The sequence below is a fragment of the Leucobacter sp. gxy201 genome (assembly GCF_051043335.1).
GTDB lineage: Bacteria > Actinomycetota > Actinomycetes > Actinomycetales > Microbacteriaceae > Leucobacter.
This window is the reverse complement of record NZ_JAMXWS010000003.1, coordinates 317,451-336,212: the sequence shown is the minus strand read 5'-3', so window position 1 is coordinate 336,212 and position 18,762 is coordinate 317,451. Positions and strand designations below refer to the sequence as shown.

16 protein-coding genes are annotated in these 18,762 nt (G+C 71.3%); 1 reads left to right on the top strand and 15 read right to left on the bottom strand.

Annotated features, from left to right (window positions below; translation table 11 throughout):
* Positions 1-27: 27 nt before the first annotated feature.
* The 4 genes from NHL51_RS06660 to hflX form a co-directional block, all read right to left on the bottom strand.
* Positions 28-945 carry a methylenetetrahydrofolate reductase gene (locus NHL51_RS06660; protein WP_434142623.1) on the bottom strand — a complete coding sequence of 306 codons (918 nt, stop codon included), beginning with the start codon at positions 943-945 and terminating at the stop codon, positions 28-30.
* Positions 942-2,162 carry a hypothetical protein gene (locus tag NHL51_RS06655; RefSeq protein ID WP_434142622.1) on the bottom strand — a complete coding sequence of 407 codons (1,221 nt, stop codon included), beginning with the start codon at positions 2,160-2,162 and terminating at the stop codon, positions 942-944. Before NHL51_RS06655 ends, NHL51_RS06660 begins: the two co-directional genes overlap by 4 nt.
* A complete protein-coding gene (gene metE / locus NHL51_RS06650; protein WP_434142621.1) occupies positions 2,159-4,567 on the bottom strand; it encodes a 5-methyltetrahydropteroyltriglutamate--homocysteine S-methyltransferase in 2,409 nt (802 codons plus the stop codon). The genes NHL51_RS06655 and metE overlap by 4 nt, the downstream gene beginning before the upstream one ends.
* Before the next feature lie 151 nt (positions 4,568-4,718).
* Positions 4,719-6,245, bottom strand: a complete 1,527-nt coding sequence (gene hflX / locus NHL51_RS06645; protein WP_434142620.1) for a GTPase HflX — start codon at positions 6,243-6,245, stop codon at positions 4,719-4,721.
* A 235-nt stretch (positions 6,246-6,480) separates the two neighbouring features.
* Here hflX and NHL51_RS06640 point away from each other — a divergent pair, with 235 nt between their 5' ends.
* Entirely contained in the window at positions 6,481-7,089 is a 609-nt protein-coding gene (locus tag NHL51_RS06640) for a class I SAM-dependent methyltransferase (protein ID WP_434142618.1), read from the top strand.
* 52 nt (positions 7,090-7,141) lie between these two features.
* On the opposite strand, the gene dapF is transcribed toward NHL51_RS06640, so the two are convergent.
* The 11 genes from dapF to NHL51_RS06585 all read right to left on the bottom strand — a co-directional run bounded on the left by dapF (position 7,142) and on the right by NHL51_RS06585 (position 18,696).
* The gene (gene dapF, locus NHL51_RS06635; protein WP_434142617.1) at positions 7,142-8,017 is read right to left on the bottom strand and encodes a diaminopimelate epimerase; all 876 of its coding nucleotides are present in this window, start codon (positions 8,015-8,017) and stop codon (positions 7,142-7,144) included.
* Complete coding sequence (miaA, locus tag NHL51_RS06630) at positions 8,014-8,919, bottom strand: tRNA (adenosine(37)-N6)-dimethylallyltransferase MiaA (protein ID WP_434142616.1); 906 nt, start codon at positions 8,917-8,919, stop codon at positions 8,014-8,016. The genes dapF and miaA overlap by 4 nt, the downstream gene beginning before the upstream one ends.
* Positions 8,919-10,472, bottom strand: coding sequence for a tRNA (N6-isopentenyl adenosine(37)-C2)-methylthiotransferase MiaB (gene miaB / locus NHL51_RS06625; RefSeq protein WP_434142614.1), 1,554 nt, complete (start codon positions 10,470-10,472; stop codon positions 8,919-8,921). The genes miaA and miaB overlap by 1 nt, the downstream gene beginning before the upstream one ends.
* 24 nt (positions 10,473-10,496) lie before the next feature.
* A complete protein-coding gene (locus NHL51_RS06620; RefSeq protein ID WP_434142613.1) occupies positions 10,497-11,318 on the bottom strand; it encodes a regulatory protein RecX in 822 nt (273 codons plus the stop codon).
* Between the two features lie 4 nt (positions 11,319-11,322).
* Entirely contained in the window at positions 11,323-12,429 is a 1,107-nt protein-coding gene (gene recA / locus NHL51_RS06615; RefSeq protein ID WP_434142611.1) for a recombinase RecA, read from the bottom strand.
* Between the two features lie 268 nt (positions 12,430-12,697).
* Positions 12,698-12,922 (bottom strand): DUF3046 domain-containing protein, encoded by a 225-nt coding sequence (locus NHL51_RS06610; RefSeq protein WP_434142609.1) that lies wholly within the window; start codon positions 12,920-12,922, stop codon positions 12,698-12,700.
* A gap of 91 nt (positions 12,923-13,013) precedes the next feature.
* The gene (locus NHL51_RS06605; RefSeq protein WP_434142608.1) at positions 13,014-13,322 is read right to left on the bottom strand and encodes a helix-turn-helix domain-containing protein; all 309 of its coding nucleotides are present in this window, start codon (positions 13,320-13,322) and stop codon (positions 13,014-13,016) included.
* Positions 13,323-13,546: 224 nt separating this feature from the next.
* A complete protein-coding gene (locus NHL51_RS06600) occupies positions 13,547-14,080 on the bottom strand; it encodes a CinA family protein (RefSeq protein ID WP_434142607.1) in 534 nt (177 codons plus the stop codon).
* Complete coding sequence (gene pgsA, locus NHL51_RS06595) at positions 14,077-14,676, bottom strand: CDP-diacylglycerol--glycerol-3-phosphate 3-phosphatidyltransferase (protein WP_434142605.1); 600 nt, start codon at positions 14,674-14,676, stop codon at positions 14,077-14,079. Before pgsA ends, NHL51_RS06600 begins: the two co-directional genes overlap by 4 nt.
* Before the next feature lie 41 nt (positions 14,677-14,717).
* Positions 14,718-15,773: an Rv0361 family membrane protein gene (locus NHL51_RS06590; RefSeq protein WP_434142604.1), complete on the bottom strand. Its 1,056-nt coding sequence runs from the start codon at positions 15,771-15,773 to the stop codon at positions 14,718-14,720.
* Between the two features lie 19 nt (positions 15,774-15,792).
* A complete protein-coding gene (locus NHL51_RS06585) occupies positions 15,793-18,696 on the bottom strand; it encodes a DNA translocase FtsK (protein ID WP_434142602.1) in 2,904 nt (967 codons plus the stop codon).
* Positions 18,697-18,762 lie beyond the last annotated feature (66 nt).

The following is an 18,762-nucleotide window of genomic DNA, read 5'->3' as shown; positions in this document are numbered from 1 at the left end:
GCGGGCCCGCGCCGGGCTCCGGCGACGTCAGCCGACGAGCGCGCGAACCGGGTCGGGCGTCAGGAGCTCGAGTTCGCGCAGCACCGCGAGCACCTGCTCGTGCCGGTTGAAAGTATAGAGATGGATCGACGGCGCGCCGCCCGCGAGCAGCTCGCGCGACAGCTCCACGATGTGCTCGACCCCGAGCTCGGGCGCGAACCCGCCCGACTCGTCCATCTCCCGTTCAAGCTCCGCGGGCGCGGGCCTGCCTGCGAGGGCGGCGACCTTGCGCAGCTGCGCGCTCGTCGACGCGGGCATGAGACCCGGCACGACGGGCATCGTGAGCCCCGCCGCCCGTGCGTCGTGCACGAACGCCAGATACTCCTCGGCTCGGAAGAAGAGCTGCGTGATCGCGAACTGCGCTCCCGCCTCCTGCTTCGCGATGAGCCAGTCGATGTCCGCTGCTCGCGACCGCGAGAGCGGATGCCCGTTCGGGTACGCCGCGACGACGGTGCGGCCCACGCTCGTGAAGGCGGGCCGCTCCGCGCGCGCCTCGGTGATCAGCTCGACGAGTTCGAGTGACGAGAGCGAACCGGCGACCTCCGGCGACTCCTCGGTCGCCCCGCGAGGCGGGTCCCCGCGCAGCGCGAGGAAGTCGTGCACGCCGGCATCCATGATGCCGTGGATCGCAGCGCGTACCCGATCGCGCGGCTCCCCCACCGTCGTGAGGTGCGCGAGCGGCAGCGCGTCGGTGTGATCCCTGAGATACTTCACCAGGTCGAGCGAGGCGTCTCGGTTCGAGCCGTTCGCACCGTAGGTGACCGAGATGAAATCGGGCCCCGCGGCCGACAGGTGCTGCACCGCGTGCCCGAGCGCGAGCGCTGCGGCTCCGGTGCGCGCCGGGAAGACCTCGAACGAGAAGCGGGCCCGCGTGGGCGCGCTCCCGGTGAGCAGCAGGGCGTTCACGAGACCTTCTCCTTCGGGATGCCGACGCCGGTCGCGCCGTACCCGGCGTACGACAGCGGCACAGCCGGGGCTCCCCCGCCGAGGGTGCCGCTCGCGATCGCCGTACCGCGCACGCGGGCCGCGATCTTCGCGAAGGCGACATCGCGGGCGAAGTCGGGCGACCCGTGCCGGGGTTTCTCATCGATGTTGTACGGCGAGAAGCCGCAGTCGTCGGTCGAGCCGAGCAGCTCGGCGGGAATGAATCTCGCGGCCTTCACCAGCTGATCGGCGATCTCCTCCGCCGTCTCGAGCTTCGGCCGGGTCGGCTGCGTCACACCGAGCAGCACCTTCGGTGCACGGCCGCCCGAGCGCGCGCGCTGCCGCAGCTGCCGCCCGACGAGGCGGGCGACGCGGTCGGGGTCGTGCTCGCCGGCGGCCTGCACGAGGAAGTAGCCGGCCTCGATCTGGAACAGTTCCGGAATGAGCCCGGAGTAGTCGACGTCGGCGCTGTGCACGGAGTCGTTGTCGTTGCCGGGGCAGGTGTGCACGCCGACGGCGTCGCGCTCGTACGGTGCGAGACGGTCGAGCACGCGATTGATCAGCGAGATGAACCCGGCGAGCGCCTGCGGCCCCGCCCACGGGGCGCGCAGGTCGCGGCGCAGCGCGAGGCGCCCCTCCGTGAAATCCATCGTCACCCGGGTCGCGCCGGCGGCGAAGCAGCGCCTGATGTCCTCGGCGCAGCCGGCGACCACGTCGTCCAGGAACTCCTCGCGCGAATAGTCGCCGAGCCCGGCCTCGGGCACCATGAGCGAGAGCATCGACGGCGAGATCACGGCCTGCTTCAGGGGGCGGTCGGTGAGCACGCGGGCGGCCGCGACATCCTCCGCCGCCCAGTCGCGGAACACGAACGGTGCCCGCGCGAGACTCGGGATCACCCGGTGATGCCCGTCGGCGAACACCGCGAACACCGGGCCGGCCTCCGCGACGGCGGCGTCCGAACTGCCGAGCGGGTAGCTCGCGAAGCTCTGCCGCCGCTGCTCGCCGTCGCTCACGATCGGCGATCCGGTCGCGGCGAAGCGCTCGAGCGTATCGCGCACGGCGCGCTCCTGCTCCGTACGCAGCTCGGCCTGCGTCGCGAGCCCCGTCGACGCGTCGATCACGACGCGCTGCAGTCGCGCGGGCCGCGGCAGGGAGCCGACGGGCTCGGTGGGGAGCCCGTCGGCCGGCCAGACCGTCATGACGCGTTCGCCCCCGCAAGTGCGTCGTCGAGCTCCGCCGCGCGCCCCTCGACCGATGCAGCCGCCGGCAGCGCCGCACGCACGGCCCGCGCCGCCTGCACGAGGTGGGTGAGGCTCGCCACGGTCTCCTCGTATCCGCGGGTCTTGAGGCCGCAATCGGGGTTCACCCACAGCTGCTCGCCGGGAATGCGCGCTGCGGCGATGCGGATCAGCTCCTCCTGCTCCTCGACGCTCGGCACGCGGGGCGAGTGGATGTCGTAGACGCCGGGGCCGATGCCGCGCGAGTAGCCGTGCGCACCGAGGGGATCGACGACGTCCATGCGGCTGCGGGCCGCCTCGATCGAGGTGACGTCGGCGTCGAGCCCGTCGACCGCGTCGATGATCTCGCCGAACTCGGAGTAGCAGAGGTGGGTGTGGATCTGCACATCCGCCGCGGCGCCGCCGGTCGCGAGCCGGAAGGCGCCGACCGACCAGTCGAGGTAGGCGGCCTGCCGATCGCGATCGAGCGGCAGCAGCTCGCGCAGAGCGGGCTCGTCGACCTGCACGATGCGGATCCCTGCCGCAGCGAGGTCGTCGATCTCATCCCGCAGCGCCAGCGCGACCTGCGCGGCCGTGTCGGCGAGCGGCTGGTCGTCGCGCACGAACGACCACGCGAGAATCGTGACGGGGCCGGTGAGCATGCCCTTCACGAGATGGGAGGTCAACGACTGCGCGTACGCCGACCAGGCGACCGTGATGGCCTCCGGGCGCGAGACGTCGCCCCACAGGATCGACGGGCGGGTGGCGCGCGTGCCGTACGACTGCACCCAGCCGTGCTCGGTCACCGCGAAGCCGTCGAGGTGCTCGGCGAAGTACTGCACCATGTCGTTGCGCTCGGCTTCGCCGTGCACGAGGATATCGAGGCCGATCTCCTCCTGCAGCCGGATGACGCGCTCGATCTCCTCACGCAGGAAGCCGTCGTAGGCGGCCTGGTCGATCTCGCCGCGGCCGTACGAGGCGCGCGCACGACGGATCTCGCCGGTCTGCGGGAACGACCCGATCGTCGTGGTCGCGAGCTGCGGTATCCGCAGGGATCGCTGCGCCTCGCGGCGCTCCTCCTCGGAGACGCGGCCGCCCGAATCCGCCGCCCGGGCGACGCGATCGCGGATGCCGTCGATGCGCACGCCTGCGGCGCTCGCCCGGTCGGCGAGCACCCGCTCGGTCTCGGCGAGCTCGGTCTCGATCGAGGCGGCGCCGTCGTCGAGCCCGCGTGCGAGCACCGCGACCTGCGCGACCTTCTGCTCGGCGAAGGCGAGCCACGACGCCAGGCGCGCGTCGAGCTTCGTCTCGTCGTTCACGTCGTGCGGCACGTGCTGCAGGGAGTTCGAGGTGCCGACGACCACATCGAGGCCTGCGGCCCGCAGCGTCTCGAGCCGGGCGAATGCGGCGCGCAGGTCGGTGCGCCAGATGTTGCGGCCGTCGACGACGCCCGCGACGAGCTGCGTGCCGGCGAACGCTGCGGCGAGCGCGCCGCTCGCGAGCGCCGCCTCGGGCAGCGCACCGCGCACGAGGTCGACCTGCACGGCCTCGACCGGGAGCGCGCCGAGGCGCTCGAGCGCCTGCGACGAGTCGCCGTAGGGCGCGGTGAGGAGGATATGCGGGCGCGCAGCACCTGCTGCCGCGCCGCCGAGCCGCGCGTAGGCGCGCTCCACGAACGCCAGCGTCTCGTCGCGGGTCGCGGGCAGCGAATCCGAGACGAGCGCCGGTTCGTCGAGCTGCACCCACGTCGCGCCGGCCGCGGCAAGCGCCTGCAGCAGCTCGGCGTACGCGGCGACCGCGTCGTCGAGGCGGTCGATCGGCGAGAAGCCCGCGGCCGCCTCGTCGGAGGCCTTGGCCAGCAGCAGGTACGTGACGGGGCCGACGAGCACGGGGCGCGACTGGATGCCCTGCGCCGCCGCTTCCGCGACCTGCGCGACGAGCGACTGCGCGTTCGCGATGAAGGGGGTGCGCTCGTCGATCTCGGGCACGCTGTAGTGGTAGTTGGTGTCGAACCACTTGGTCATCTCGAGCGGCTGGTGATCCTTGTCGCCTCGTGCCAGGGCGAAGTAGACGTCGAGATCGGTCGCGCCGTCGCGCTCGGCCACATCGGCGAAGCGGCCGGGTACGGCGCCGAGGGCGAGGGTGGCGTCGAGCACCTGGTCGTAGAAGCTGAAGCTCTCGGGCACGGCTCCCCCCGTGACGGGGAGGCCGAGCTCGACCAGGCGGGCGCGGGTCGCTGAGCGCAGTTGCCGGGCGGTCTCGCCGAGCTCGGCTTCCGAGATGCTGCCCTTCCAGAACGATTCGACGGCGCGCTTGAGCTCGCGGCGTCGCCCGATACGGGGGTAGCCGAGGATCGTGGCGTGGGGCAGGGGCGTCGTTGCGGACATGCGGTCCTCCGGGGTCGGTGTGCGAGGGGCTCGGCCCCGATCCCGTGCCGGAGCCACGCCCAACGTAACCGGCTCACCGGCCCTGCGGCCCCTATGTTTCGCCGCATGAACTACGAAGTGTTACGCCGCCCTGCCGCGGGCGCGCATCGGCTCATTCGAGAAAGGGTTCGACCTTCGCATACATCTCAGCGGTCACGAACGCGCGCACGAGCGTGCCCGATTCGAGATACTCGGTGTCGATCACCCGGTTGCGCTCGTGCAGCTCGGCGACGAGCTCCCCGCGGTCGTACGGGATCACGACGGCCACCTCGCGGTCGGGCACGGGGAGCGCCGCGTCGATGCGGCGCATGAGCTCGTCGATGCCCTCGCCGGTGCGCGCGGAGACGAAGACGGCGTCGGGCACGAGCCCGTGCAGCACGAGCCGCTGGGAGTCGTCGATGAGGTCGGATTTGTTGAACGCCACGAGTTCGGGGATGCCCTGCGCGTCGACCTCGGCGACCACCTCGCGCACGGTGCGCAGCTGCGCCTCGGGGTCGGGGTGCGAACCGTCGACGACGTGCAGGATCACGTCGGCGGCCGCCACCTCCTCGAAGGTGGAGCGGAACGCCTCGACGAGCTGATGCGGCAGGTTGCGCACGAAGCCGACGGTATCGGCGTAGGTGAAGCTGCGGCCGTCATCGGTCTCGGCATGGCGCACGGCCGTGTCAAGGGTCGCGAAGAGCTGGTTCTGTACGAGCTCCTGCGTACCGGTCAATCGGTTCAGCAGGCTCGACTTGCCGGCGTTCGTGTAGCCCGCGATCGCTACCGAGGGCACCTCTCCGCGCTTGCGGTTGGCGCGCTTCGTCTCACGTGCGGGTGCGAAGCCCGCGATCTGCTTCCGCAGTCGCGCCATGCGGGTGTGGATCTTGCGGCGGTCGAGCTCGATCTTCGTCTCGCCCGGGCCGCGCGACCCCATGCCCGCGCCGCCGGCGCCGCCCGCACCGACCTGGCCGCCGGCCTGGCGCGACATCGACTCGCCCCAGCCGCGCAGGCGCGGCAGCAGGTACTCGAGCTGCGCCAGCTCGACCTGCGCCTTGCCCTCGCGGCTCTTCGCGTGCTGGCTGAAGATGTCGAGGATGACGGCGGTGCGGTCGATGACCTTCACCTTCACGACGTCCTCGAGCGCGCGGCGCTGGCTCGGTGCGAGCTCGGTGTCGGCCACGACCGTGTCGGCGCCGACCGCGGCGACGAGCTCCGCGAGCTCCTGCGCCTTGCCCTTGCCGAGGTAGGTCGCCGGGTCGGGGTTGGCGCGGCGCTGCAGCAGCCCGTCGAGCACTGCGGCACCCGCGGTCTCGGCGAGCGCCGCGAGCTCGCGCAGCGAGTTCTCGGCGTCCTCCGCACTGTTGCCGTCGCCGTAGCCGGTGTAGATGCCGATGAGCACGACGTTCTCGAGCCGCAGCTGGCGGTACTCGACCTCGGTGACGTCTTCGAGCTCGGTCGAGAGGCCGGCGACGCGCTTCAGCGAGGCGCGGTCCTCGCGCTCCATATGGATCGCATGCGACTCGTCGTCGAGCTCGTCATGGGCGGCGTCGCCGAGCGCCTGGGCGCCGCTGCGCAGATCGCGGATCACGGTGGCACCGGCGCCCGTGCCCTCGGCGCGCTGCAGGATGCGCTCGAGCGGGTCGGTCTGTTCGTTCATCGACTCATTCATCTGGGCCCCAGTCTACGTCGGGGCGCGGGCCGCCGCTCGGCCTGTTCGCTCCGGGCGGTCGTGCGCCCCCTTCCGCCCTGCGACGCTCACCCGTCGTTCGGCCCTCACCCGTCGTTCGGATCGAATCGGCGGTTTCGGTCCGAAGTTCGGGTGTGCGCCGAAGTTCGGGTGGGCGCGCGTGCCCCCGCGGGGGCGTGGCCTCACGGGCTGGAATACTGGAAGCGTGAACCAGCACTACTTCTCGGAGTCCCCCGCGGGCGACCTCCGCCCCCGCGAAATCGAGGTCGAACTCGCCGGCGCCCCGCGCGCGGTCGTAACGGCGGGCGGCGTCTTCAGCCCCGAGCAGCTCGACCGGGGCACCGCGGTGCTGCTGAGCACGCTCGCGAAGCTCGACGACGAGGCCGAGGGCCCGGTGCTCGATCTCGGCTGCGGGTGGGGACCGATCGCCCTGTCGGCGGCGCTCGAGCGCCCCGACCGCGAGGTGTGGGCCGTCGATGTGAACGAGCGCTCGCGCGCCCTCACGGCGGAGAACGCCGCGCGCCTGGGTCTCGAGAACGTGCGGGTCGCGGCGCCCGACGAGGTGCCCGCCGGCATCGTGTTCGGCGAGATCCGTTCGAACCCTCCGATCCGCGTCGGCAAGGAGGCGCTGCACGGCATGCTGCGCCTGTGGCTCCCCCGCATCGCGCCCGGCGGTTTCGCGAGTCTCGTGGTCGCGAAGCACCTCGGGGCCGATTCGCTGCAGCGGTGGATCGCCGCGGAGTTCGACGATCTCGCCGTCGACCGCGTCGGCCGCGACAAGGGCTTCCACGTCATCGAGGCGCGCCGCGCCTGACGCCCGGCGATCGCCGGAGCTCCCCAGCGTACGATCGCGCGCCGGGTCGCGGTCAGGCGAGCTCGATGGTGCCCGAGTAGACGAGCTCCGCCGGCCCGCCGAGCGAGACGTGCTCGCCCGTGGCGGTCGGGAACATGCGCACCTGCAGCCGCCCGCCGGGCACTTCGACGCGCCAGCTGGTCGGCATGCCCTCGCCGCCCCAGTGGCGGAAGGCGAGCGCGGCGGCCGCGGCCCCCGTGCCGCACGACTGCGTCTCGCCGACGCCGCGCTCGTGCACCCGCATGCGGATGCAGGCGGCGCCGTGCTGCAGGAGCGGCTCTTCGGCGACGACGAATTCGACGTTCGCGCCGCGCTCGGGGGCCGGGTCCATAGCCGGTGCGCGGTGCAGTTCCAGCGCATCCAGCTCGCCCGGGTCGGCGAGCGCGACGACGAGGTGCGGGTTGCCGAGGTCGATGCCGAGCCCGGGCCGCGCGACGTCGAGCCCGCGCGCGGCGACGAGCCGCTCGGGCGCGAGCCGCCACGGGCCGAGGTCGACGGTGTAGCCGCTGGAGGTCTGCAGCACATCCTTCACTCCGGCACGGGTGCCGATGGGCAGCGTGTCGCTCCGCTCGGCCGGCACGAGCCCTTCCGAGATGAGGTAGTGGGCGTAGACGCGCACGCCGTTGCCGCACATCTCGGCCGGGGTGCCGTCGGCGTTCCAGTAGTCCATGAACCATTCGGCCTCGGGCTCCTCGGCGAGGGCGGCCGCCCCTTCCGGGAGTGCGCGCGAGCGCACCGCGCGGATGACGCCGTCTGCGCCGACCCCGAACCGGCGGTCGCAGAGCGCGCGGATCTGCGCGGGCGAGAGATCGATCTCGCCGTCGGGGTCGGTGAAGAGCACGAAATCGTTGCCGGTTCCCTGACCCTTGGTGAATGCGAGGGAGATCATGCTTCGAGTGTAATGACGTCGGAGAGGTTCGGCCCGTCGACCCAGCGGATGCCCGGATAGCGCTTGAACCAGCTGACCTGACGGCGCGCATAGCGCCGGGTGAGCGCCTGGGTCTCGGCGATCGCTTCGGCCTCGCTCTGCCGACCGGCGAGCTGCGCGAGCGCCTGCGCGTACCCGATGGCCCGGCTCGCGGTCTTGCCGCGCTCGATGCCTGCAGGGATCAGCCCGCGCGCCTCGTCGAGGAGCCCGGCGGCCCACATGCCTTCGACACGGCGATCGAGCCGTTCGACGAGCGCCGCGCGCTCGCAGCCGACGCCGACGATGCGGGTGCCGGGATGCCACAGCTCGGGCTCCGAGGGCAGCGTCACCTGCGCGTCGCCGCCGAGCAGGGCGACCTCGAGCGCGCGCACGACCCGACGGGGGTTGCGAGCGTCGACGGCATCGGCGACCTCGGGCGCGAGGCCGCGGAGCCGCTCGAGGAGCGGGGCGACTCCCCCGGCCGCGAGTTCGCGTTCGAGCCCGGCGCGAACCGCGTCATCGCGGGGCGGGAAGCGGAAGTCGAAGACGACGCTCGACACATAGAGACCGGACCCGCCGACGATGATCGCGTCGCGCCCGCGGGCGAAGATCGCCTCGATCGCGGTGCGCGCCGCCGGCTGGTAGCCGGCCACCGCCGCCTCTTCGTCCGGGGCGAGCACATCGAAGAGATGATGGTCGATGCCCCGCCGTTCGGCGACCGGCAGCTTCGCCGTGCCGATGTCCATGCCGCGGTAGAGCTGCATGGCGTCGGCGTTCACGACCTCGGCGCCCGGGCCGTTCGCTGCGAGATGTTCGGCGAGGTCGAGCGACAGCGCCGATTTGCCGGTGCCGGTGGCGCCGACGATCGCCCACAGCCGGGGCATCAGCTGCCGATGCGCAGCGTCGGCAGCCCGAGGTTCACGGCGCGCGCGCCGCCGCTCATCGGCGTCGGCACGCCGCAGCTCTCGGCCTGACGACGGTCCCAGGCATCGCCCGCGCGGGTGCGGCGCACGGCGTAGACACCGGTCTCATCGGCGATCACGAAGTGCGGCGCCGCCGCCGTCACCCGGACAGTGACGACGTCGCCGGGGCGGGGTTCGTCCGCATGCAGGGGCACCGCGAAGTGGACCAGGCGGTTGTCTGCGGTGCGGCCCGACAGGCGCCGCGTCTCGGCGCCCTTGCGCCCCTCTGCGGCGGAGACGAGCACCTCGACGCTGCGGCCGATCTGCGCTTCGTTCTCCTCCAACGAGATGCGCTCCTGCAGCGCGGTGAGGCGCTCGTAGCGCCGCTGCACGACCTCCTTCGGCAGCTGACCCTCCATCTCGGCCGCCGGAGTGCCCGGTCTGATGGAGTACTGGAAGGTGAACGCGCTCGAGAATCGCGATGCCTCGACGACGCGCATGGTGTCTTCGAAGTCCTCTTCGGTCTCGCCGGGGAAGCCGACGATGATGTCGGTCGTGATGGCGGCGTTCGGAATCAGTTCGCGCACCCGGTCGAGGATGCCGAGGAACTTCTGCGAACGGTACGAGCGGCGCATCGCCTTCAGTACGGCGTCCGAGCCCGATTGCAGCGGCATGTGCAGCGACGGCATGACGTTCGGCGTCTCGGCCATCGCCTCGATGACGTCCTCGGTGAACGCGGCGGGGTGCGGGCTCGTGAAGCGCACGCGCTCGAGCCCCTCGATGTCGCCCATGGCGCGCAGCAGCTTGCCGAACGCCTGCCGGTCGCCGAACTCGACGCCGTACGAGTTCACGTTCTGACCGAGCAGGGTGACCTCGATCGCGCCGTCGTCGACGAGCGCCTGCACCTCGGCGAGGATCTCGCCGGGGCGGCGATCCTTCTCCTTGCCGCGCAGCGACGGGACGATGCAGAAGGTGCAGGTATTGTTGCAGCCGACCGAGATGGAGACCCATCCGCTCGACGCCGAGTCGCGCTTCGTGGGCAGCGTCGAGGGGAACACCTCGAGCGATTCGAGGATCTCGACCTGGGCTTCGGCATTATGGCGTGCGCGTTCGAGCAGCGTCGGCAGCGAGCCGAGATTGTGGGTGCCGAAGACGACGTCGACCCAGGGCGCCTTCGCGACGATCTCGCTCTGGTCCTTCTGCGCGAGGCAGCCGCCGACGGCGATCTGCATGCCCTCGCGCCCGCGTTTGACGCCTGCGAGCTCGCCGAGACGGCCGTAGAGCTTCTGGGCGGCGTTCTCGCGCACGGCGCAGGTATTGATGACGACGACGTCGGCCGCATCCGGAGTCTCCGAGGCGACATAGCCCGCGGCCTCGAGGGAGCCCGCGAGACGCTCCGAGTCGTGCACGTTCATCTGGCAGCCGAGCGTGCGCACGGTGTAGCTGCGGGGCGCGCCGTCGGCTCCGATCGACGCGGGCGACGGCGCGATCTCGGTCGGTGCCTCGGCCTGCAGTGGGTTCGCCTGGAGAGTCATGGCCTCGATTCTACCGGCGAGCGGTCACTGGAATCTGACGCCGCTCTCCCTCGCGCGAGCCCCCGGACGGGGCCTGCCGGGGCCGCCCCGTCCGCTGCCGGAGGAGCCGCCCGGCCCGTACGATATCCCGGCGTCGTCGAGCGCTTCGCGCACCGCGCGCGAGACCGGTTCGCCCGACCAGCCGCGCCGGGCGAGGAAGCCCATGAGGCGGCGTTCGGCGGTCTGGCGCTCGAGGCCGCCGAGCTTGCGCGCCCGGTCGGCCGCGGCCTCGCGCAGCATCTCGAACTCCTGGTCGTCGTCGAGCTCCCCGAGCACGGCCTCCGCGACGTCGTCGCGGATCTGCCGTTCGCGCAGCTTCGTGCGGATCTGGCCGCGGCTCGCCCGCTTCGCCTCTCGGAGCTTCTCGGTCATCGCGCGGGCGAGGCCCGTATCGTCGAGGTAGAGGCTGCGTTCGAACTCGTCGATGACGTCCTCGACGACGTCCCGGCCGTGGTCGACGCGCAGCAGCGCATCGCGCAGTTCGCCGCTCGACCGCGCCTGCCGCGCCAGCATCCGCACGCCGTCCTCGCGGCACCGCTCCACGGCATCGGCGTACACCGTCTCGGCATCGACGACCGGGGCCGGGGCTCCGTCGGTCTCCTCCGCATCCGGAGCGCCGAATACCGCGGCCACGGGCTCCGGTGCATCGGCCGCCGCGGTCTCGACCCCGCCTGAACGGTACGGCGCATCGCCCCATCCCGGCCGTGGCAGGCGCGAGCGCAGCTCGATCACCTCCGCGAGATCGGTCCGATCCTCGCGGTGCGCTGCCCGGCGCTCCTCCGGCCCCGGAAGGAACCTGACGGCCATGGCGCTAGGCGCTCGCGCGCTTCGTCGCAGCGACGGGTTTCTCGGCCGCGGCCGGCGCGCCGTTCGCTCCCGCGGGTGCGAGCGTCGGCGTCTCGGCAGCGCTCTCCTCGCTGCGACCGTTCACGCCGAGCTTGGTGAGGATCTTCTCCTCGATCTCGGCGGCGATATCGGGGTTGTTGATCAGGAAGCGGCGGGCGTTCTCCATGCCCTGCCCGAGCTGGTCGCCCTCGTAGGTGAACCAGGCGCCGCTCTTCTTGATGAAGCCGTGCTCCACGCCGTAGTCGATGAGCGAGCCCTCGCGCGAGATGCCGATGCCGTAGAGGATGTCGAACTCGGCCTGCTTGAAGGGCGGGGCCATCTTGTTCTTGACGACCTTCACGCGGGTGCGGTTGCCGACCGCGTCGGTGCCGTCCTTCAGCGTCTGGATGCGTCGGATGTCGAGGCGCACCGAGGCGTAGAACTTCAGCGCCTTGCCGCCGGAGGTGGTCTCGGGGCTGCCGAAGAAGACGCCGACCTTCTCGCGCAGCTGGTTGATGAAGATGCAGGTGGTCTTCGTCGCGTTCAGGCTGCCGGTGATCTTGCGCAGCGCCTGCGACATGAGGCGGGCCTGCAGACCGACGTGGCTGTCGCCCATGTCGCCGTCGATCTCGGCCTTCGGCACGAGCGCCGCGACGGAGTCGATGACGACGAGGTCGACCGAGCCCGAGCGGATCAGCATGTCGGCGATCTCGAGGGCCTGCTCGCCCGTATCGGGCTGGGCGACGAGCAGCGCATCGATGTCGACGCCGAGCTTCTTCGCGTACTCGGGGTCGAGCGCGTGCTCCGCGTCGATGAAGGCCGCGATGCCGCCGGCGCGCTGCGCGTTCGCGATCGCGTGCAGCGTCAGCGTGGTCTTGCCCGAGGATTCGGGGCCGTAGATCTCGATGATGCGGCCACGGGGCAGGCCGCCGATGCCGAGCGCGACATCCAGTGCGACCGAACCGGTCGGGATGACCTCGACGGGCGCGCGCTCCTGGCTGCCCATGCGCATGATCGCGCCCTTGCCGAAGTTCTTGTCGATCTGCGCGAGCGCAGCGTCGAGCGCCTTCTCGCGATCCTTTGCGATTGCCATCTTCTGCTCCTTCGTTCACGCGGCCGAGCCGCTGGATTGCTGCCTACCGACTGTTCTGACCCGCGAGGGCGAACAAGGCATGGGCGGCTGATGGCTCACACACTAGGTCGCACCACCGACATTCGGGCCGGGAAGAGCGAATCTGTGGATGAAACACGTCAATCGCACCTGTGGACGAAGATACATCGCTCGAACACATGTTCGAAAACGACACGCCGCCGCACGCCGCGAAACTGCAACGCGCCCGGCCGCAGCGACCGGGCGGGCGCTACCTCTCGCGGGGGTCGCGCAGGCCGCGGCCGTGCCGGCGCTCGAGCGGCACGTCGAGGTCGGTGCAGAGCGCGCGCCACACGTCGCGCGCCGCGACACCGCGATCGAGGGCTTCCTGGGCGGTGCCCGAGAACTCGTTCAACCAGTGATCCCTGACCAGCACGCGCGCGTAATCGGCGCCGAACTCCTCGGCGCAGGCCCGCTGGAACTCGCTCAGGCGCACGGCCCCTCCTCATGAACGGCGAAGCGGGGCGCTCGAGCACGCAGCTCGAACGCCCCGCTGGAAGACTGAATGGGCGCAGACCCCTCGCCGGCTAGGACACCAGCTCGGCCGAGAAGCCCTTGACCAGATCGGCCGGCACCGTGTCGGGCACCGGCATCGACAGGCCTTCGATCACCGCGAGCCGCTCGCTGACCTCGCCCATGATCACCGAGAGCGGCGTATCGAGGGCATCGGCCACGGCCGAGAGGATCTCGCTCGAGGCTTCTTTCTGGCCGCGTTCGACCTCGCTGAGGTACCCGAGCGCCACGCTCGCATCGCCTGCGACCTGACGCAGCGTGCGCCCCTTCTGCAGACGGAAGTCGCGCAGCACGTCGCCGATCTCCTGACGCATCAGCACCATAGGAGCCTCCTTCACCAACTTGCACATCGCGTGCATCCACCATACCCGCCCCGACGGCTCTCGCGCCGGGTTCGGGCCACCAGATCCGGTCGGTCTGGCATCACTGGCAACAACCACGAGACTAGTCGATTCATTCCTGAAACTTCTCTGAACCTGAGCGCAATGGACTCAAGTTTCGGAATCTTACGGGCGAACCTCAGGTTTCGACAGGGATCGCTCCGCGGTCACGGCTCGAGCGCCGCCTCCGCGAGCTCGAGCGCCGCCCGCACCGCGGCCTCGCGGATGCCGCGGCGGTCGAGGCCTACGAGGCCGGGAAGCAGCAGGGTGCGCTCCGCCTCGCCGGGGCCGCTCACGCAGACCCACACGGTGCCGGCGGGCTGCCCGGTCTGCGGATCGGGGTCGGGGCCTGCGACCCCGGTCGTCGAGATGCCGATGTCGGCGCGGTGCACGGCTCCCGAGACGCCGGGCACCGCGCAGGCCTCGCGCGCGCCCCGCGCCATCTGCTCCGCGACCGCGCGATCGACCGGCCCGCGCTCGGCGAGCAGTGCCCCGTCGACGCCGAGCAGCGAGCGCTTCAGCGCGGTGTCGTAGGCGACCACTCCCCCGGAGAGCGCGCGAGACGCGCCCGGCACCGAGACGAGGGTCGACGCCAGCAGCCCGCCGGTCAGGGATTCGGCGACGGCGAGCCGCAGCCCCCGCGACACGGCGCGCGCGATGACGGCCTCGGCGACCTCCGCCGAAGCGCGCGATCCGTTCACCGGCCCGAACGCTTCGCGCGCAGGAACGAGACCACGTAGTCGATGCCGCTCAGGATCGTGAGCACGACCGCTATCGTCATCGTCACGACATTGAGCCAGGTCGCGACGGGTGCTGCGGCCCCCATGACGCTCGCGAGCGGCAGCAGCGCGAGCGTGATCGCGACCGACTGCGCGACGGTCTTGAGCTTGCCCATCCAGTCGGCGGCGACGACGACCGCGTTCACGATCATGAGCCGATGCACGGTGACGCCGAGTTCGCGCACCAGCACGACGACCGCGACCCACCACGGCAGTTCGCCGAGGATCGAGAGCCCGACGAGCGCCGCCCCCGTGAGCACCTTGTCGGCGATCGGGTCGAGCAGTTTGCCGAGATCGGTGATCAGGCCGCGCGAACGCGCCAGGTGCCCGTCCCAGGCGTCGGTCGCGATGGCGATCACGAAGAACGCCGCGGCGCCCCACCGCCACGGGCCGTTCGCGCCGGCGTCGGCGAGCAGCATCCACAGGAAGAACGGCGTCGCTACGATGCGCGCGCCGGTGATGATGTTCGGCGCGTTCCAGTTGCTCGGGCGGGCGGGCGTCGGCTCCGTGTCGGTCATGCCGCCAGCCTAGCGCGGGCGCCCCGCGCACCACGCCCGCTCTAGGTGTAGGGAACGATCTGCAGCTGCGGCGCACCGTCCGCATCGAATTCGACGAGGACATCGGCCGGGCCCGCGAAACCGTTCGAAGCGCCCTCGGCTCGGGGCTCCTCCGCGGCCCGGGAGGCCGCGCGGACCCGGAAGTCGCCGCCGTCCGCGAGATCCGGGTACTTCCAGCCGTAATCCTCCATGACCACGGGATAGGCCACGATCTCGACCTCCACCTCGGCGTCCTCGAGCTGCGCCGGCGCATCGAGCTCGATTCCGCACTCCTGCAGCTCGGGCACTGTCTCGCGCTTCGCGCACTCGTCGTACCAGGCATCGGCCTGACGCTGCAGTTCGTCCCAGTACGCCTCGGTCGGCACGGTCCAGACGTAAGACCTGCTCCGGCCCTCGTCGCCGAACAGACCCCTCGAAGCCGCTGCGGCGACCATCCGCCCATCGCCCTCGACCTCGAAGTATTCGTTGGGCGCCTCGATCTCGTACACCGCGGGATAGACTTCGATCGAACTCGGCCCGGTCAGCACGCCGTCGAAGCCCGCGATCGAGAACGGCGGCTCATCGCCGTACCAGCCGATCGATAGCTCGACGGTCAGCCCGTCGAGCACGTACCAGCCATCGGCATCGCGCGCGAGCTCGATGCGGTCGATGAAACGACGGTGATCGAGCTCGTACTCGACCGAGCCCGTCGCCGTACCCCGATCCGGGTCCACTCGGAGCCGGTCGATCGCCGCGCCGTTGATGCGCTCGGCCCTACTCAGCGCATCCGAGTGCAGCAGCTCGCTCTCCGGCTGCCGTTCGGCGGTGCGGGCATGCGCGTTCGCGGTCTCGGCATCGCCCGCGGCGATCGCGTCGACGTACTCCTGGGCGACCGCCCGTGCCTGCACCGTGTCCTCGGAGCTCGCATTCGCCCAGATGACCGCCCCGGCGCTGCCGAGTACGCAGAGGGCGACGACCGCGGTGAGCCACCAGACCCGGGTCGGCACGCGCGAACCGCCGGCCGGTGCGCTCTGCGGCGCCGGCGGCTGCGCACCGGCCTCAATACGTATCTCGCTCATGCGGCCGCGCCTCCCACGATCAGTCCCGTCCGGTCAACTGCCAGGCGTCTTCGTCGCCGTCATCGCCGTCGACCTCTTCGAGCGTCGCCTGGTACTTCGCGACGGGATCGTCGTAGCGGTCGTCGCCGTACCCCGAATCGGCGAGCGGCTCGATCACGTCGGTAGCGCCCTCGGGCGCGTGCGGTTCCGGCTGCGGGGCCTCGGTCTGAGCCGCTGCGGCGGACGCCGCCGGCGCAGCTGCCGTGGCGGGCGCCTGTTCGAAGGGCCGCTGCGGGGCCGCGGGCCCGCCCTTGATGCGGGCGATCACCTCGGGCAGCTGCTCGGGCGACACGAGCACGTCGCGCGCCTTCGACCCTTCCGAGGGCCCGACGATGTCGCGCGACTCCATCAGGTCCATGAGCCTGCCGGCCTTCGCGAAGCCGACGCGCAGCTTGCGCTGCAGCATCGAGGTCGAGCCGAACTGGGAGGTGACGACGAGGTCGACGGCGGCGAGCAGCACTTCGAGGTCGTCGCCGATGTCCTCGTCGATCTCCTTCTTCTCGGCGACCTGCGCGACATCGGCGCGGTACTCGGGCTGGGCCTGGCCCTTCACGTGGGCGACCACCTGGGCGATCTCGGATTCGCCGACCCATGCGCCCTGCACGCGCATCGGCGACGATTCGCCGTTGAGCAGCAGCAGACCGTCGCCCTGACCGATCAAGCGCTCGGCGCCGACCTCGTCGAGGATGACGCGGGAGTCCGTGCCCGAGGCGACCGCGAAGGCGTACCGGCTCGGCACGTTCGATTTGATCACGCCGGTGACGACGTTGACCGAGGGCCGCTGCGTGGCGAGCACGAGGTGGATGCCGGCGGCGCGCGCGAGCTGGGTGATGCGCTGGATGGAATCCTCGACGTCGCGGGGCGCGACGAGCATGAGGTCGGCGAGCTCGTCGACGACGACGAGCAGGTACGGATACGGCTTGAGCACGCGCTGGCTGCCCTCGGGCAGCACGATCGAGCCCGAGCGCACGGCCTCGTTGAAATCGTCGATGTGGCGGAAGCCGAAGCTCGCCAGATCGTCGTAGCGCATGTCCATCTCTTTCACGACCCACTGCAGCGCCTCGGCGGCCTTCTTCGGGTTCGTGATGATGGGGGTGATGAGGTGGGGTACGCCCTGGTAGACGGTGAGTTCGACGCGCTTCGGGTCGACGAGCACCATGCGCACCTCTGACGGCGTGGCGCGCATCAGGAGGCTCGTGATCATCGAGTTGATGAAGCTCGACTTGCCCGAACCGGTGGCGCCCGCGACGAGCAGGTGGGGCATCTTCGCGAGGTTCGCGACGACGAATCCGCCCTTCACGTCCTTGCCGACGCCGATGGTCATCGGATGCTTGCTGCCCCGGGCCTTGTTCGAGCGCAGCACATCGCCCAGGGCGACGTTCTCGCGGTCCTGGTTCGGGATCTCGATGCCGATGGCGCTCTTGCCGGGGATCGGCGACAGGATGCGCACCTCGTTCGACGCGACCGCGTACGACAGGTTGCGCGAGAGCGCGGTGACCTTCTCGACCTTGACGCCCGGGCCGAGCTCGACCTCGTACTGCGTCACGGTCGGACCGCGCGAGAAGCCCGTCACGCGCGCATTGACCTTGAACTCCTCGAAGACCCGGGCGATGGCGGCCATGATCTGGTCGTTCGCCTCGGTGTGCGTCTTCGGAGCATCGCCCATGGCGAGCGCGGCCTGATCGGGCAGGCGGTAGGCGGCCGCCTGCGCCGGCGTGTGCGGCGGGGCGACTTCGAAGGCTGCGCCCGCTGCGGCGTCGCCGGCCGCCTCGGCGGCTTCGTCGACCATCGGCGTCTCGACCACCGGTGCGGCGGCCGGGCCCGTCCACGAATCGTCGCCCAGCCCCGAGGCGGGCGTCGCCCCGGCAGCGCGGACCACGGTCTCGGCCTGGTCGAGGCTGTCGAAGAGGTCGGCGGGGAACGCACCGGTGCGGCTGTCGTCGGCGAGCGCCGATTCGAAGGCGCCGTCGCTCTGCGCCGGCTCGTCGGCACCGCCGAGCACGGTGTCGATGGCCTGCTCGTCGACCCGGTACCCGGCCTCCTCCTCGCGCCCCGAGGCGTTGCGCCGCCACCAGGGCATGGCCCCGGGCTCGGGCTCCTGCTGCTCGAGATCGAAGAGCGCCGTGCTCGAATCATCGCGCTTCGCGGGGCGCGCCGGGCGCTCCGCGGCCTGGGCGGGTGCGCCGTCGGCGACATCGAACAGGAACTCGTAGGCCTCACGCAGCCGGTCGACGATGCGGCCCGGCGGCGTCTTCGTGATGATCAGCACCGAGAAGACGAGCAGCACCGAGAGCACCGGCACCGCGGTCCACACCGTCAGCGCGAGCAGGGGTGCGCCGACCATCCATCCGAGCAGTCCGCCCGCTTCGGCGAGGGCCGGCATGCCCGCGTTGGGATGCGGTTGGCCGCCGAACACGTGGCTGAGCCCGGCGATGCTGGTGATCGCCAGGAAGAGTCCGATGGCGATGCGCCGGTTGTCGTTCACGCTCGACGGGTGGTTGAAGAGCCACATCGCGAACCCGGCCATGATGATCGGGAAGCCGAAGGCGACGCGGCCGAAGAGGCCCCCGAAGGTCCAGGCGTCGAGCTGCACCGCGATCGGGTTGCCGATCAGGAACCACTCGACGACCGCGCCGATGATCGCGAGCAGCACGAGCAGCAGCGGCACGCCGTCGCGGCGGTCGGCCGGCTCGAGCGGCTCCGTGCGGAACATGCGCGCGGCGCCGCCGACGCCGTGGGCGAGCCCGTTCCAGGCGCGCCGGGCGATGCCCTCGCGGGGCTCCGGGTCGACGAGCACGCGGGTTTTCGCGGTCGACTGCGCGCTCCGGGAGCCCCGTGCCGGGGTCTTCCCGGTCTTTCCGCGCGTCGAAGCTTTGCTTGCCATATCACCGAGGGTACGCGGGGCAGCCGACAACGGCCGAATGACGCTCCGCCCGGGCCGAGATCCGGC

Coding starts and splice junctions, on each gene's coding strand:
- pgsA (WP_434142605.1), bottom strand. CDS start 14,676: ATGACCGACACGGAGCCGACGCCCGCCCGCCCGAGCAACTGGAACGCG.
- NHL51_RS06605 (WP_434142608.1), bottom strand. CDS start 13,322: ATGGTGCTGATGCGTCAGGAGATCGGCGACGTGCTGCGCGACTTCCGT.
- NHL51_RS06585 (WP_434142602.1), bottom strand. CDS start 18,696: ATGGCAAGCAAAGCTTCGACGCGCGGAAAGACCGGGAAGACCCCGGCA.
- metE (WP_434142621.1), bottom strand. CDS start 4,567: ATGTCCGCAACGACGCCCCTGCCCCACGCCACGATCCTCGGCTACCCC.
- miaA (WP_434142616.1), bottom strand. CDS start 8,919: ATGCCCCGGCTGTGGGCGATCGTCGGCGCCACCGGCACCGGCAAATCG.
- miaB (WP_434142614.1), bottom strand. CDS start 10,472: ATGACTCTCCAGGCGAACCCACTGCAGGCCGAGGCACCGACCGAGATC.
- NHL51_RS06590 (WP_434142604.1), bottom strand. CDS start 15,773: ATGAGCGAGATACGTATTGAGGCCGGTGCGCAGCCGCCGGCGCCGCAG.
- NHL51_RS06655 (WP_434142622.1), bottom strand. CDS start 2,162: ATGACGGTCTGGCCGGCCGACGGGCTCCCCACCGAGCCCGTCGGCTCC.
- recA (WP_434142611.1), bottom strand. CDS start 12,429: ATGGCAATCGCAAAGGATCGCGAGAAGGCGCTCGACGCTGCGCTCGCG.
- hflX (WP_434142620.1), bottom strand. CDS start 6,245: ATGAACGAACAGACCGACCCGCTCGAGCGCATCCTGCAGCGCGCCGAG.
- NHL51_RS06620 (WP_434142613.1), bottom strand. CDS start 11,318: ATGGCCGTCAGGTTCCTTCCGGGGCCGGAGGAGCGCCGGGCAGCGCAC.
- dapF (WP_434142617.1), bottom strand. CDS start 8,017: ATGATCTCCCTCGCATTCACCAAGGGTCAGGGAACCGGCAACGATTTC.